Source organism: Mucilaginibacter humi, assembly GCF_013087555.1.
In genome coordinates this window covers 25,933-40,145 of the sequence record NZ_JABFCR010000008.1, presented here as the reverse complement: position 1 = coordinate 40,145, position 14,213 = coordinate 25,933, and the positions used below count along the sequence as shown (strand labels likewise).

The following is a 14,213-nucleotide window of genomic DNA, read 5'->3' as shown; positions in this document are numbered from 1 at the left end:
TTATATTCGGATAACAGTCAATAGCGTTTTTTCCTAAGGGATCGAACAACTTGTTTGTCTAATACATTATTTGGCCACGGCCTTCTCAACCCTTAACCCAACATCACTCACCTCTTTCAACGGGTTATCACGCATGTTTTGCTCTATCTGGAAAATATAAGTGCCCTTAGCGGGAAATTTATAGTTGGTTTTGAAAGGTGTTTGGAAACTATACAAGTTACCGGACCCATCACCCAGCCACTCGCCGTCTGGATTAGCCAGCTTAACTTCGTAACGGGTTGCTGCCGAATGCTTATTAGGGTTGATCTGCTGAATCAACACAAACATATTCGAATACTTATAATCGGCGGTAACCCTTAGGTTAAGGTATAGGTTATACGGAATTTGTTCGTCGTCTATCTTAACCTCAAATTTTACTTTGTTGGTATAGGCCCAATTATTATTGACGATTTCGATATTCTTATCAATAACAGCATTAGGGTCTGCACAACCCGACCATGACAACATAACAAAGGCCATCATAACGGGGAAGAGATATTTAAAACCGGGTTTCATTACTTACTCTTTTGGTGGTTCGCCACCGCCGCGGTTTCCATCAGGGCGTGGGCGGTTACGGTTATTCCTGTTCTTGTTGCGATCTCTGTTTGGATTACCTCCGCCGCCTTCCGGCCTCGGGCCTTGTGGACGGGGTTGTCCGCTATTGTTATTAGTCTGCCCACCTTCCGGTCTTGGGCCTTGCGGACGAGGCTGTGCGCCGTTATTATTGGTTTGTCTCGCAGCATTTGCCGGTCGCGGCTGGTTACCATTAGGATTTACGGTCGCGTTTGGATTATTAGGATTCGGCCTGTTTTTGTTCCGGTTTTTATTTTTCTTTTTGTTGTTATTGCGGTTGCGCTCATCCAAACGGGTAAGGCTATCCTGCCCAACAACGTTTTCGTAATCAAGGGCTTTTATTACCTCTTTTTCAACCTCAACAAATACCAAAAGATCATCGGGTAATACCCCATCCTTGTTCATTTGCTGGATCTCTTTAACCCGGGCCAATGGCACAGCTATCCAGCTTTCTTCGCGCGGGTAGCTAAACCACATTTGCTTTTTAAAGATGTCTGTCTTTTGCAAGCGGGCATCGCCTTTAAGCGTTTTAAGGTAATTTACATTATCAGGGATATGCTTAAGCGCATCCATATAAGTGTCCAGCTCATAATTTAAGCAGCACTTTAATTTACCACATTGCCCGGCCAGTTTTAATGTATTTAACGACAGATTTTGATACCTCGCTGCCGAAGTTGAAACAGTTTTAAAATCCGTTAACCGGTAGAGCAGCATAGTTCGCGGCCGCAAGAGCCTATACCGCCAAGGCGGCTTGCTTCCTGCCTCATCCCTATCTGGCGCATTTCTATCCGAATACGGAAGGTCTCGGCCATTTTCTTGATCAGCTCGCGGAAATCCACGCGACCCTCGGCCGTATAATAAAATGTCGCTTTACTTTTATCGGCCTGGTAATCAACATCGCTTAACTTCATTGATAAGTTAAGGCTAAGGGCCAGCTTGCGCGCGCTATGCATGGTTTCCCATTCCATATCTTTGGCGGCTTTCCATTTGTCTACATCAGCAGGCGTAGCCCGGCGATAGATCTTCTTTAAAACATCCTCTTCTTTAACACGGCGCTTTGTCATTTGCATGCGCACCAGTTCGCCGGTTAATGATATATGGCCAATATCGTAGCCGCCGGTTGTAGCTTCAACCACAACCAGGTCGCCGTTTTCCGTAAATATTATCGTTATTTAAGAAGAACTCCTTGCGTGAGCCTTTAAATTTTATCTCGACGATTGGAAACGGCTTATAATTTACCGGCATGTCCATATGCGACAGCCAGTCGTAAACATCTAATTTACTGCATCCGTTTGTGAGGCATGAGCCATTACTTTTGCAGCCTGCCGGCGAGCATCCGCCCCCCGTTGAGCAACTTCCACATCCCATAATTTAGTTCGCTATATATTGATTCCCTTGCGGGCTTGTCTTAAGCTTTAAAAAGCTTATAATTTGTAAAGATACATCTAAAAATAAAATTTTAGGGTTTGCATTTCTTTCTACGTGATAATGTGCCTTTTCCAGCTCGGTTATAATGGCGTTATTCATAGAAATATTCATTATCGCGCTTAGTTTTTGCGCGGTTTCCAGTTCGGCAGCAGGCAAATGTACCAGCTCGCCGGCACCGGCAATTAATAAACAGCACTCCCTTATAAAGCTTATGCCGTAACGTAAAAAATTCTTTTGGTTCTCCCGACCCATCTTTGACAGCTGGTCAACAAAACCCACTATCTCTGTCCCCTTATTGCCAAAACAAAGGCGCAGCCATTGCACAAATAAGGTATGATAGTTTTTATTGTCCTGCTGTAACATTAAAAGCGCATCAGTTAAATTTCCGTTGCTTAAATAGGCAACCTCGGCAGCGGCATGTTCTGTTTGATGATGATGCGTTATCAATTCGGATTTAATATCCTCGTACCCCAACGCCGGCACTTTTATTAGTTGCGTACGCGACAGTATAGTGTTCAATATCTGGTCCTGATTTTGGGCCACCAATAAAAATAGGGTATTAGGTTGCGGCTCCTCGATAATTTTTAGCAGGGCGTTACCTTCTTTATCCAGATATTCGGGCAACCAAAGAATCAACACTTTGTAGTCAGACTCAAACGGCTTAAAGCTTAATTTTTTTATGATCTGGTGGCACTCAGCAATGTTAATGTTGGCCTGCTTATTCTCCGCGTCTAAATATCCGCGCCAAATATCCAGGTTAATATAGGGCGATGACAGGAAAGCTTCGCGCCATTGCTCAATAAAAGTAATGGCAGTATCGTCTTTATGCTTTGCGAAGAACGGATATGAAAAATGCAGATCAGGATGTGTTAACTTTTGATACTTGCGGCATGATGAACATTCGCCGCAGGAATCGTCTTCCTGCTTATCTAAACATGACAAATACTGCGCGTAAGCTACCGCCAGCGCCAAACTTCCCGATCCCTCTGGCCCTAAAAACAGCTGCGCATGGCTAACCCGGTTCTCCTTCACCGAGTTGATCAGCCGCTGCTTTATAGCGGCCTGTCCTACTATTTGTTTAAACTGCATTGGTGCAAAATAGTAATTAGATATGAGATGTGAGATATGAGAAGTGTGACATATGGGCTTTTATGACAAAAATGTGTTCGGATAAAGGTTGGCGGAGCCGAGAAATCATGATTTAATTAACCCTATATTTGAAACTATGCATCTAATCTCATATCTCACATCTCATATCTCACATCTGCTATGAGAATTATGGCTTTTGATTACGGTACCAAACGCATTGGTATTGCGGTAACAGATCCAATGCAGATCATCGCGACCGGGCTGGATACGATACACCCGAACCTGATCATCGACTTTCTTAAAAAATATATGTTAACCGAGCAGGTGGAACGCTTTGTTGTAGGCGAACCCAAACAGATGGACAACACCCCATCGCAATCGGCTCCACATGTAAAAGGTTTTGTTAATTTACTGAAGCGGACCTTTCCGGAAACTCCCATCGAAATGCTTGATGAACGTTTCACCTCAAAAATGGCCACGGCAGCCATAATGCAAAGCGGGTTTAAGAAAACAGACAGGCAGAATAAAGAAAGGGTTGATACGATATCGGCTACGATACTGCTGCAGAGCTGGATGGAGCAACGGCGATTTTAAACATTGCACTATTGTATGCTAAAAAACAAGCTTAGCACAAAACGGCTAACGACGAAGATTAGTATGACAGCGTCAATTCCGCAACATTTTCACCTACCAGGCTCCCCATAGCAACCCCCATCCCATTACACCGCACCGCGCAAAAAACATTAGGTTGTATTTGTTTAACTATGGGGTTTATGTCCTCGCCAAAACCCATGATACCGCTCCACCAGTAATCTATTTCGACATGTTGATTAGGTAGGATCATTTTATTAAGATAAGTTACCAGTTGTTGTTTAACACTCTCGGTATTACCAAAATCATAACTCTCTTCAGCCTTAAAGTTAATATTACGGCCGCCACCAAAAAGCACGCGATCATCAATATTGCGAAAATAATAATAGCCCTCGTTAAAATGATAAGTACCATTCAGCTTTAAGTTAGCGATGGGTTTGGTAACCAGCATCTGCCCACGACCGGGGATAACTTCCAATTCCGGATATAATTGTGACGCAAACGCGTTGGTCGCCAATATCACTTTTGTGGCCTTTAAATCACCATGCGAGGTGATAAGCTGTACATTACTACCTTCCGGCTTAAGTTGGTTTACGCTGCAATCATTTAAAACCAACACCCCTGCATTATAAACCTTTTGCAATAGCACCCGCATCATCTTCCCGGTATTTAACTGGCCCTCAAAGCGGTTAACTATCATTCGGCTCACCCCGGCCAAGCCAAAATCTGCAATTTTATCATTGGCGACTGCATAAATGTCAGGTTCGCCAATAGCTTGCTTTAGTAAATTGTTAAAATATGTTAATTGATCAAGGGCTTCTTCGGCTTGCTTTTGTTGGTGGTTGCCGAACAATTCATACCCACCGTTTTGCTGAAAATCAATTGCGGAATCGCCCGGTTTTGGCGCAGTAGTTGCAGTCCGCGCCATTTATAATCAACCATGCCCAATACTTCGGCTTCTGATGATCGCCCCGGGTAGCTTATTTGTTCTGAAATAGTGCCAAAGCAGGCAAATCCGGCATTTTTTGTGCTTGCGCCGCTGGGTAAAAATCCGCGCTCCAATACCAGCACTTTCAGCGTAGGTTGTTGCTTTTTCAGATGCAGCGCAGCACTTAACCCCACAATGCCGCTGCCAATGATAATTACATCAGCACTATATACAAATTCGGTTTGCTCCCAATAGGAATAGTTGTGTGGCATGGTTAATCAAAAGTAAAAATTCAAAGTCAAAACAGGGCTTTTTACTTTTGAATTTCACCTTTGACTTGACAACTGGAATGCTTTTGAAATACCTGTTTCATACAATTTAACATTCATTTTAAACAAGATAAGAACATGGGATCAGCACGGTTATTAATGATCGTAATATTTATAGTAAGCTTAATTGTGCAATGGCGCTTTAAGAGCAAGTTCAAACAATATTCGGAAATTGGTTTACAATCCGGTATGTCGGGGCAGGAAGTGGCCGAACGGATGCTGCGCGATAACGGCATTTACGATGTGCAGGTAATATCGGTAGAAGGCCAGTTAACCGACCACTACAACCCCGAAAATAAAACCGTAAACTTAAGCCCTGATGTTTTTACAGCCGCAGTGTTGCTTCGGCAGCAGTAGCAGCGCATGAGTGCGGGCACGCGGTACAACATGCACGGGCCTATAGCTGGTTAAACCTGCGCAGTACTTTGGTGCCGGTAACTAATGTAGCATCAACCATAGTCCAGTTTACGTTGTTTATTGGAGTAATGCTGTTAGCGTTTGCGCATAATCCTTTGGTGCTGCTTATCGGAGTAGCCGGGTTGGCAGTAATAACGGTGTTTGCCTTTATTACCCTACCGGTAGAGTTTGATGCCAGCAACCGCGCTTTAGCCTGGTTAAATAACAACTACACCGTAATGCAAACCAGCGAAGAGCATCAGCAAGCCAAAGATGCCCTATGGTGGGCCGCTATGACTTATGTGGTTGCTGCATTAGGCTCGTTAGCTACGTTGTTGTATTATGCGTCGATGTTGAACAGGCGTGATTAAGAGTTAAGAAGCAAGAGTCGAGAATAAAGACTTAATCATAAAAGCAAAAGCCAGTTTGAAATTCAAACTGGCTTCTTTATATCTTATTTCTTGGCTCTTAATTCCTAATTCTACCAAGCCTAATTCAACCTATAAGGCGCTATCAAATAAAACTCGGGAATTTGTACATCAAACCTGGCGTTATCCATCAGGCGCATCATTTGGTATTCGCCTTTCATGCTGCCCATATCTGTTTTTAGGTTACAGCCTGACACATACTCGTGCGAGCTACCCGGCTCAATTACCGGCTGCAAGCCAACTACACCTTCTCCCTCAACCTCGCGCTTGGCACCGTTCGAATCAAAAATATACCAGTGGCGGCTCATCAGGCGTACTGCGTAGCTGCTCATGTTTTCAATATTTACTTTATAAGCAAACATAAAATGGTCGTTCCCCGGGTTTGAGTACTCCGGCTGATAAATAGTTTCGACAGAAACTTTGACCCCTTCTGTTATAAATGTAACCATATTAATAGTGTCGTTTAATCAATATAAACCCTGCTACTTCAAAAACTAAGCCATATTAATGGCATAATTTTCAGCAATATATATCTTTTAATGAAAAAGAAAAAAAATTGAAATGTTAAATTTCTATAGCAGATACGGAATTTTCGAACCTTGGGTTGTGTTCGATCTCATGTAATATGTCTTCCAACTCCTCAAAAGTGCCTGCTGTTACCAGCTTCATACGGTATTCTTTAAAGTTATCAATCCCCTTAAAATAGTTAGAATAATGCCTGCGCATCTCAAAAACGCCCGTTTTTGGGCCTTTCCATTCTATTGATTTTACCGGTGGGTACGGCAGGCGTCGATCCGCTCGGCAAAAGTTGGTTTGTCGGTGTTCGCCGGTTTTAAAGTAATGTTTTATCTCTCTGAAAATCCATGGGTAACCAATAGCAGCTCTGCCAATCATCATGCCATCTACGCCATATTCAAGGCGCCAGGCTGCCGCTTTTTCAGGCGAGTCGATATCACCATTGCCAAAAATAGGGATCTGGATCTGAGGGTTCCTTTTAATCTCGCGGATCAGGGACCAGTCGGCCGAGCCTTTATACATCTGCGCGCGGGTGCGGCCATGTATGGTTAAGGCTTTTATGCCAACATCCTGCAAACGCATGGCAACTTCCTGCACGTTTTTGGTGTTATCATCCCAGCCCGGCGCGGTTTTAACTGTTACGGGTAGGTGGGTGGCTTCCACAACCGCTTTGGTCATGGCTACCATTTTATCAATATCCTGCAGCAAGCTTGCCCCTGCACCGCGACAAGCCACATTTTTAACCGGGCAACCATAGTTGATATCGATCAGATCAGGACCTGCCTGCGATGAGATTTCGGACGCTTCACGCATATGCTCAATATCGCTGCCGAAGATCTGGATGCCTATAGGACGCTCATACTCAAAAATATCAAGTTTCTTGCGGCTTTTGGCAGCGTCACGAATCAACCCTTCAGACGAGATAAACTCGGTGTACATCATATCCGCGCCATGCTGTTTACATACGTAACGGAAAGGCGGATCGCTCACATCTTCCATCGGTGCCAGCAGCAGCGGGAACTCTCCTAAATCAATATTTCCTATTTGTACAGACATGGCTTATCTTTAACCGCTGCAAAAATACGAATTTAAAGCCAAATGATAAAAAACACTACTGCACAGGCACATCCATCCTTACAATTTGTAATATTTATAGGTATAACCATAGGCATTATTGGTGTCGGTTATTTAGCAGGGGCGGCTATCGTTATAGGGTTATATGGGATTGACACCTTATTAGCCATCTCCAAATTAAACTTCACTAATCCAAACGTAGCCAATGCGTTATGGATAATACAGATACTAAGTACCACCCTTCCTATTTTTGTTGCGTCGGTTGTTTTTGCCTATTTTATTGTAAAAAACCCAAAGAGTATTTAAAACCAACTTCCAATATACCCGGCTTATTATGGTTAGTTGTTTTTTGCGTGATGGTGATATCAACGCCGTTAATTGAGTGTTTAAGCAACTTTAACCAACGGCTGCAATTACCCCATTTTTTAGATGGTGTGCAGCGATGGATGCGCGAAACCGAGGACCCGGGGCCAAAAGCTTACAGCCGTATTGCTGAAAATGAAAACCATCTCAAGTATGATATTTAAACTAATAGTTGTTGGTTTGCTAACAGCTATTGTTGAAGAATGTATGTTTAGGGGTTGCATACAAACGATATTTACCAAGTGGACAAAAAACTATCACGCTGCTATTTGGGTAACCGCGGCTTTGTTTAGCGCCTTCCATATGGAGTTTTTTGGCTTTTTACCAAGGATGATGCTGGGTGTACTGTTTGGCTATTTTGTAGTTTGGAGCGGCAGTATCTGGACAGCCGTTTGGGGCCATTTTATAAATAATGGCACTGCTGTTGTGGCAAGTTATATGTACCAAAATAAAATGGTAAAGATAAATCCTGAAGATCAGCATATATTTAATTGGGGCAGCTATCTGTTTAGCCTGATAATTGTATTATTTTTGCTGTACCTGTACCGTTACATCGCTACGGGCAAGGTAAAAACACCCGTGGTTTAAATGGAGAAAAACTGGATCAAAATTTTTTCGTCGGCTGATTTTTACAGATCGGAGATCATAAAGCAGGTGCTTTGTGAGCACCAGATTGATGCGGTATTATTAAACAAGCAGGCTTCTTCTCACCGCGATTTTGGTGATGTCGAGGTTTATATACACCAACAGGATTTTAGTCACGCCATTGAGGTGATGATCCTGAACCAGATTTAAATATGAGAATACGCGCCATAACGGGCTTCTTTTTTATTATTGTGATGCTCGGTTCTTTACTACTGGATCATGATGTATTCGGAGCATTTTACTTATTGTTAAGCAGCTATTGTTTATGGGAGTTTTACGGGCTGATAAAAAAGGCCGGCTTTAAGCCCAATTTAACAACCGGCCTGTTAAACGGCGCTTTTATATATATCGTGTTTGCGTTGATAACTTACCCGGGCGAGAATGATTACCATAAGCTGCTATTCCTGTTGCCTGTTACGCTTAGCACCATATTTATACAAGAGCTGTTTACCAAACATACCGCGCCCTTTACCAATATTGCATACACATATTTGGGATTGATATTTACTATTATCCCTTTTACCTTCTTCCACGCGCTGGCTTATGTTGGCGGTACATTTAACTTCCATTACCCTATGGCGTTTTTATTAATGCTTTGGGCCAATGATACCGGGGCATATTTAGTGGGCAGCAAACTGGGTAAAACCAAATTGTTTGAGCGCCACTCGCCTAAAAAAACACGGGAGGGCTTAATTGGGGGTATCCTCATTACGGCATTAGCCGCACGGGGTATCAGCCAGTACTTTGCTGATGTAGCTTTAGCGCATTGGATCTGGATAGGCCTGCTCATAAGCTGTTTTGGCACTACCGGCGATTTGATAGAATCTATGTTTAAACGGAGCATCGATGTTAAAGACTCGGGCGGGATACTACCCGGCCATGGTGGCTTGCTGGATAGGTTCGACGGATTATTAATTGCCGCACCAATTGTTTATACCTATTTATACTTCATTGTAAATTCGTAATTTTGCTTATATGAAAAAAATGACTTTCCACAAAGAGGGGTATACATCGCTTGCATTATGTATCTTATTCATCTTTGTTTTAAATGCTGTTATACAGTTTTATGACCTGCCTGCGGCTGTACGATGGATAGGTTATATCCTGTCATTTGTACTGTTTGTTATTATCGTTCAATTTTTTCGCAACCCGCATTTTGATATTTCGCAGGATGATAAAGTTGTATTATGCCCTGCTGATGGAAAAGTTGTTGTAATTGAAGAAACTACCGAAACCGAGTTTTTAAAAGATAAGCGCATCCAGTTATCTGTTTTCATGTCGCCGGTAAATGTGCATGTTAACCGCCACCCTATAAGCGGCGTTATTAAATATTTTAAATATCACCCCGGTAAATATTTGGTTGCCTGGCACCCAAAATCCTCTACCGAAAATGAGCGCACCACTGTTGTTACCGAAAATAAAGTCGGCACACAGGTACTGTTCAGGCAAATTGCCGGGGCTTTGGCCCGCCGCATTGTTTGGTATGTAAAAGAAGGAGATAAAGTTGAGCAAGGCGATCAGTTTGGGTTCATCAAATTTGGCTCAAGGGTTGACTTGTTTTTACCATTAGGTTCAAAAATAAACGTAGAAATTGGCGAGGTAGTTAAAGGCGGCCAAACCGTATTAGCAGAATTACCGGCATAAATGCCATTTCAGCAAGACGCGAGTAGAAATCTTATACCATTCGCAAAAATCGATCGTACAAGATTTCTCACTACGTCTAACAACCAATCCCTTTATTTATTATAAAAAGTATCCAGCATTATATACCTTTTCGCATTCTTTTCGGTCTGCGATTTACTTTCGGTATCAATAACCATAACCTTAGGGATACTGCTTTGCAGGCCATACCAGGTTGGCAGACCCGGGCCGTTTGGGTTGCCTGTTTTAACAAAGTTCACAAAAAGTTTTGCATGGTTTCTGAAGCTTTATAATCGTCGGCTGTCCAAGCGTAAACTTTATTGGTTGACAGGTTACCCAGTGCATATTCAATATCCGACGCATGCGACGCGCCTATGGAGTGATCGACAGTACCCGCCGGTGCATTAACCATCACCGGGCGTTTTTTAGCAAACAGGTAACGGTAAACCGGGTGACCATTGGTTTTGCTATGCAGATCAATAAACTTCCGAGGTAGCATAAGCTATAAAGCGGTCTGATGCCGGGTCGGTTGCTACCTGTAACACATCGGCATCTGTATTGGCCGGGTATACTTTCAGGATATCTTCGGTGCGGTCGCCATATAGTTTTTGCACTGCGGCTTTATAGTTCTCAACCGTTGGTTCGGCCCTGCCTAATACATTGCCGGCGCCAACTTCGGCGGTGGTCCAGCCGGCCAGTAACGGCACATCCATTTGCCTGCCGGTAGAGAATATCGCTTGCGGAGATTCGGGCAGGAAATAACCATCAATAGTGGTTGGGAAATATCCGCGGGTTGATAATTTTAATAAAGTATCGGCAGAAATTTTGCGCAGGTCGACTAAAGATTTCGCGTTAATCTCTGTCGCAAATTTAACCCCGTTCTCCTCAGCTTTCGCCAAAGGCACCGGCGTCAGGTTACCCGGGGAACGAGCCGCTTTCGCCTATCGCGCCAACAAATAAGCCTTTTGATAAGGGTGATGCGACCTGCCCGCAGACAGACATGGAACCTGCCGATTCACCGGCTATCGTTATCTTATTCGGGTCGCCGCCAAAAGCTGTGATATTTTTCTTAACCCATACCAGCGCAGCATGCTGATCAAGCAAACCATAATTCCCTGATGCATGATGAGGAGATTCGGCCGTTAATTCCGGATGTGCCAAAAATCCAAATATGCCTAAGCGATAATTTATCGTAACGGTGATAATTCCTTTTTTAGCCAGCGCCTCCCCATCATAACGATATTCTGAACCATCGCCCGCATTAAATCCTCCACCATAAAAATAAACCAGCACCGCTAATTTTTCTGTTGATGATTTTGCAGGCGTCCAAACATTCAGGTACAGGCAATCTTCGCTTTTGCCATCGCTCCTAAACATCATATCGCTATATATTGCGCGCTGCATAGCCTGCGGGCCAAAATGATCTGCCTTGCGTACGCCTTTCCAGTTTAACGGGGCTTGTGGTTCTTTCCAACGCAGGTCGCCCACGGGTGGCTGCGCAAACGGGATACCTTTATAAGATACCACACCGCTTGCTTCGGTAACGCCTTGCAATACGCCATTGGCTGTTTTAGCCTGTTGCGCGTAAGTTTGTGCGCCCAACAGGGTCAACATTAAAACAAATATCTTTTTCATAATAACTCAGGTTGGAAAATACTGGTTAAACAAATCTACTATTACCAAACATAGGTAGCAACTGATGCTGCACTTAATTGCGCTGTCACTGTTTTATCCTTGTAAACGATTTTAAAAGTTTGTACCGATTTGCCTTTGTTGGCAACAACTAAAACCGTCCTGCCATTCGGCGTAGTAAAAGCTACGTCAGACAGGCCATCAGGTAATGTACTCTCTACCCTCACCGAATTTGGCGGAACAAACTTTGACACATGTCCAATGGTATAATAAGCCAAGTTACGGCTTACCTTATCGCCATCAATAGTAATAGCACCCTGGCAGCTGGCGCAGCCGCCGTTATCGGTATGCGGTTTATTTTGCGGATCGGCAGCTATGTTCCATAGGATCACATTACGGCTCCAGTTGCGGGTGGCGCCAATAACTATCCGTTCGGTAGGGTTAGCTACATTAAAATCGTTACGGCTTACGGCCATCATCTCGGTAAAATAAAGGTCCTTATTAGGGAAGGCCTTATGCACCTTGCTCATTGCGGTAATTGGCCCGGCATATAGGTGAAAGCCTGAGCCAGCTATATATTGATTGGCACCCGGGTCGGTAAGGATAGAAATTGGGTATTCCGGCGCGTCGCAATTATGGTCGTATAAAATAATTTTAGTGTTAATACCTGCCGCTTTAAAGCTCGGCCCGAGGTTGTTTTTTATGAACTTCAACTCTTCCTTTGCCAGGGGAACTGGTTGCTTGGCGTATTGCCATCATTAAACGGTTCGTTTTGTACGGTAATTGCATCAATGGTAATACCATGCTTTTTCATCTCCCGAATATATTTTACAAAGTATCGCGCATAAACATCGTAGTATTTATCCAACAACCTGCCGCCCCGGATATTATGGTTTGATTTCATCCACAAAGGCGGCGACCATGGCGAACCCGGGATCTTAATATTGGGGTTAACCGACAGGATCTCTTTTAATACCGGTATTACATCCTGCTCATCTTCTTTCAAGGTGAATTTCTCAAGGTTCATATCGGTTTGGCCGACAGGGATATCATCATAAGAGAACGTATGATCATTCAAATCAGACGAACCAATGCTTAACCGCAGGTAACTGATGCCTACATCGTTAGGCCCCGAGCCAAATAGTTCCTGTATAATTTTTTTACGCTCGGCTGCCGACATGCGGATCATATTTTGCGCGCTGCCGCCGGTAAGTGCAAAACCAAATCCATCAACCGACTGGTATTTTTTAGCCGGGTCAATCGTAATAACAGGCACGTTATCACTGGTGCCCGCAGTAAAAGTTAATGGCGCCTGTTTGGTCAGCAACGCTGATTTCTCATTATTTGTTAACCACCAGTTCACAGCGTTTTGCGCGTAGCATAACGAATTAAGCAGCAAACCGCCTGATAGCAATAATAGTCTGGAGGATTTCATAATTTGGTTTCTTAGGCCTAAAGTACAAAATCTTAAGGGTTTAAGCGTAGATTATATAACAGCCGGGTTGGTTACCCCACCTATTATAATAATAGCCGGATGCGTTAGTTGCTTACTTTCGGCCAATGCTGTCAGATCTTTCACCGGGCCCTTTACAGATTTTTGTTTACTTGTTGAAGCATGCTGAATAATAGCGGCCGGTGTATCGCCAAGCCCGGCGTCTATATAAGTGGCGGCTATGGATGCCAGTTGTTTCATCCCCATATATATTACTACGGTAGCGTTGCTTTGCATAGCCAGTCGCAAGTCGGCAGATAGGGTACCGTCTTTTTTTGTACCCGTAACCACCCAGATACCTTCGCTTACTGCGCGGTGTGTAAGCGGGATATCCTCTAACCCTGAGGCCTGCATACTGGTAATACCCGGTATATAATAGGTTTTAATGCCCTGTTCACGGGCGAATAGTATTTCTTCGAACCCGCGGCCAAATATAAACGGGTCGCCGCCCTTTAGGCGCACAACGCTGCCTTTACTAAAAGCAAAGTGCTTAATTAAACTGTGGATCTCTTCCTGTGAAGTATATTTTCCGTAGGGTTGTTTGCCCACGTAGATCTGCTCGCAATCCGGCGGGGTAAGGTTCAGCAATTCGCTATTAGCCGGGTTATCATACAATACCACTTTGGCCTGTTGCAAAATTTTATATCCTTTAACCGTAATTAGTTCCGGGTCGCCGGGGCCGGCGCCTAAAACATATAAATTGGGCTGAGGAGGGGTATTTGTCATAATTATACCGACTTATTAAAAAATCAACGATTTATATGACCAAAGTAACAACAATCAGGGCTTATTAAACCAGATATGTGCAATAAAATTATAAGGCGTGAGTAAAAATAAGATAGCCGTCTACGCTATATCCTCGGTTAGTTTTACAAGCTGCCCCGGGTTTGCAATAGAAATACTTTTACCAGACAGCACCAGCAGTCCTTCGCTTATCAGTTCGTTGATTACCCGGAAAACAGTTTCGTAAGTGGCGCCCGAGTATGATGCCAGTCCTGGCGGCTCAGTTCGATATTTATAAAACCATCGCTGGTTAAGCCAAACTGGTC

Annotated in this window: 23 protein-coding genes and 1 pseudogene; 8 read left to right on the top strand and 16 right to left on the bottom strand. The window is 43.7% G+C overall.

Annotated features, from left to right (window positions below; genetic code table 11):
- Positions 1–66 precede the first annotated feature (66 nt).
- The 4 genes from HK413_RS02830 to HK413_RS02820 all read right to left on the bottom strand — a co-directional run bounded on the left by HK413_RS02830 (position 67) and on the right by HK413_RS02820 (position 3,129).
- Positions 67–555 (bottom strand): gliding motility lipoprotein GldH, encoded by a 489-nt coding sequence (locus HK413_RS02830; protein ID WP_175269061.1) that lies wholly within the window; start codon positions 553–555, stop codon positions 67–69.
- 3 nt (positions 556–558) lie between these two features.
- Complete coding sequence (gene ricT, locus HK413_RS21870; protein ID WP_394353116.1) at positions 559–1,326, bottom strand: regulatory iron-sulfur-containing complex subunit RicT; 768 nt, start codon at positions 1,324–1,326, stop codon at positions 559–561.
- The gene (gene ricT / locus HK413_RS21865; RefSeq protein ID WP_394353115.1) at positions 1,308–1,748 is read right to left on the bottom strand and encodes a regulatory iron-sulfur-containing complex subunit RicT; all 441 of its coding nucleotides are present in this window, start codon (positions 1,746–1,748) and stop codon (positions 1,308–1,310) included. Before ricT (HK413_RS21865) ends, ricT (HK413_RS21870) begins: the two co-directional genes overlap by 19 nt.
- 235 nt (positions 1,749–1,983) lie before the next feature.
- A complete protein-coding gene (locus tag HK413_RS02820) occupies positions 1,984–3,129 on the bottom strand; it encodes a DNA polymerase III subunit (protein WP_175269060.1) in 1,146 nt (381 codons plus the stop codon).
- Between the two features lie 180 nt (positions 3,130–3,309).
- On the opposite strand from HK413_RS02820, the gene ruvX reads away from it, so the two are divergent.
- Entirely contained in the window at positions 3,310–3,723 is a 414-nt protein-coding gene (gene ruvX, locus HK413_RS02815) for a Holliday junction resolvase RuvX (RefSeq protein ID WP_175269059.1), read from the top strand.
- 58 nt (positions 3,724–3,781) lie between these two features.
- On the opposite strand, the gene HK413_RS02810 is transcribed toward ruvX, so the two are convergent.
- Together HK413_RS02810 and HK413_RS19150 are read right to left on the bottom strand one after the other, a co-directional pair.
- Complete coding sequence (locus HK413_RS02810) at positions 3,782–4,573, bottom strand: NAD(P)/FAD-dependent oxidoreductase (protein WP_217451992.1); 792 nt, start codon at positions 4,571–4,573, stop codon at positions 3,782–3,784.
- Positions 4,522–4,920, bottom strand: a complete 399-nt coding sequence (locus tag HK413_RS19150; RefSeq protein ID WP_217451991.1) for an FAD-dependent oxidoreductase — start codon at positions 4,918–4,920, stop codon at positions 4,522–4,524. The genes HK413_RS02810 and HK413_RS19150 overlap by 52 nt, the downstream gene beginning before the upstream one ends.
- A 135-nt stretch (positions 4,921–5,055) precedes the next feature.
- Here HK413_RS19150 and HK413_RS02805 point away from each other — a divergent pair.
- Positions 5,056–5,744: pseudogene (locus HK413_RS02805) on the top strand (zinc metallopeptidase).
- 119 nt (positions 5,745–5,863) lie between these two features.
- Here HK413_RS02805 and apaG read toward each other — a convergent pair.
- Positions 5,864–6,250 (bottom strand): Co2+/Mg2+ efflux protein ApaG, encoded by a 387-nt coding sequence (apaG, locus tag HK413_RS02800; RefSeq protein ID WP_175269058.1) that lies wholly within the window; start codon positions 6,248–6,250, stop codon positions 5,864–5,866.
- Positions 6,251–6,365: 115 nt separating this feature from the next.
- A complete protein-coding gene (gene dusB, locus HK413_RS02795) occupies positions 6,366–7,373 on the bottom strand; it encodes a tRNA dihydrouridine synthase DusB (RefSeq protein ID WP_175269057.1) in 1,008 nt (335 codons plus the stop codon).
- A gap of 42 nt (positions 7,374–7,415) precedes the next feature.
- Here dusB and HK413_RS02790 point away from each other — a divergent pair, with 42 nt between their 5' ends.
- The 6 genes from HK413_RS02790 to HK413_RS02765 are packed head-to-tail and all read left to right on the top strand — an operon-like array spanning position 7,416 to position 10,043.
- Entirely contained in the window at positions 7,416–7,697 is a 282-nt protein-coding gene (locus tag HK413_RS02790) for a hypothetical protein (RefSeq protein WP_175269056.1), read from the top strand.
- Positions 7,698–7,747: 50 nt separating this feature from the next.
- A complete protein-coding gene (locus HK413_RS02785) occupies positions 7,748–7,918 on the top strand; it encodes a hypothetical protein (RefSeq protein WP_217451990.1) in 171 nt (56 codons plus the stop codon).
- Entirely contained in the window at positions 7,890–8,342 is a 453-nt protein-coding gene (locus tag HK413_RS02780; protein ID WP_175269054.1) for a CPBP family intramembrane glutamic endopeptidase, read from the top strand. Before HK413_RS02785 ends, HK413_RS02780 begins: the two co-directional genes overlap by 29 nt.
- On the top strand, positions 8,343–8,549 hold the full coding sequence (locus tag HK413_RS02775) for a hypothetical protein (RefSeq protein ID WP_175269053.1): 207 nt from the start codon (positions 8,343–8,345) through the stop codon (positions 8,547–8,549). It begins immediately after the preceding gene.
- 2 nt (positions 8,550–8,551) lie between these two features.
- Positions 8,552–9,364, top strand: coding sequence for a phosphatidate cytidylyltransferase (locus tag HK413_RS02770; protein WP_175269052.1), 813 nt, complete (start codon positions 8,552–8,554; stop codon positions 9,362–9,364).
- 19 nt (positions 9,365–9,383) lie between these two features.
- On the top strand, positions 9,384–10,043 hold the full coding sequence (locus HK413_RS02765) for a phosphatidylserine decarboxylase family protein (protein ID WP_175269071.1): 660 nt from the start codon (positions 9,384–9,386) through the stop codon (positions 10,041–10,043).
- 92 nt (positions 10,044–10,135) lie between these two features.
- On the opposite strand, the gene HK413_RS14545 is transcribed toward HK413_RS02765, so the two are convergent.
- From HK413_RS14545 to HK413_RS19135, 8 genes are all read right to left on the bottom strand, one after another.
- The gene (locus tag HK413_RS14545) at positions 10,136–10,300 is read right to left on the bottom strand and encodes a hypothetical protein (RefSeq protein WP_246229581.1); all 165 of its coding nucleotides are present in this window, start codon (positions 10,298–10,300) and stop codon (positions 10,136–10,138) included.
- Positions 10,297–10,539: a carboxylesterase family protein gene (locus HK413_RS14540; RefSeq protein WP_217451989.1), complete on the bottom strand. Its 243-nt coding sequence runs from the start codon at positions 10,537–10,539 to the stop codon at positions 10,297–10,299. The genes HK413_RS14545 and HK413_RS14540 overlap by 4 nt, the downstream gene beginning before the upstream one ends.
- On the bottom strand, positions 10,517–10,945 hold the full coding sequence (locus HK413_RS14535) for a carboxylesterase/lipase family protein (protein WP_217451988.1): 429 nt from the start codon (positions 10,943–10,945) through the stop codon (positions 10,517–10,519). Before HK413_RS14535 ends, HK413_RS14540 begins: the two co-directional genes overlap by 23 nt.
- Positions 10,946–10,955: 10 nt before the next feature.
- Entirely contained in the window at positions 10,956–11,675 is a 720-nt protein-coding gene (locus tag HK413_RS14530) for a carboxylesterase/lipase family protein (protein WP_217451987.1), read from the bottom strand.
- 41 nt (positions 11,676–11,716) lie between these two features.
- Positions 11,717–12,385, bottom strand: coding sequence for a glycoside hydrolase family 30 protein (locus tag HK413_RS19145; RefSeq protein WP_217451986.1), 669 nt, complete (start codon positions 12,383–12,385; stop codon positions 11,717–11,719).
- A complete protein-coding gene (locus HK413_RS19140; protein WP_217451985.1) occupies positions 12,382–13,107 on the bottom strand; it encodes a glycoside hydrolase family 30 protein in 726 nt (241 codons plus the stop codon). The genes HK413_RS19145 and HK413_RS19140 overlap by 4 nt, the downstream gene beginning before the upstream one ends.
- A gap of 51 nt (positions 13,108–13,158) precedes the next feature.
- Positions 13,159–13,890 (bottom strand): uroporphyrinogen-III C-methyltransferase, encoded by a 732-nt coding sequence (gene cobA / locus HK413_RS02750; protein WP_175269051.1) that lies wholly within the window; start codon positions 13,888–13,890, stop codon positions 13,159–13,161.
- Positions 13,891–14,010: 120 nt separating this feature from the next.
- Positions 14,011–14,157 carry a helix-turn-helix domain-containing protein gene (locus tag HK413_RS19135; RefSeq protein WP_262886752.1) on the bottom strand — a complete coding sequence of 49 codons (147 nt, stop codon included), beginning with the start codon at positions 14,155–14,157 and terminating at the stop codon, positions 14,011–14,013.
- Positions 14,158–14,213: the final 56 nt, after the last annotated feature.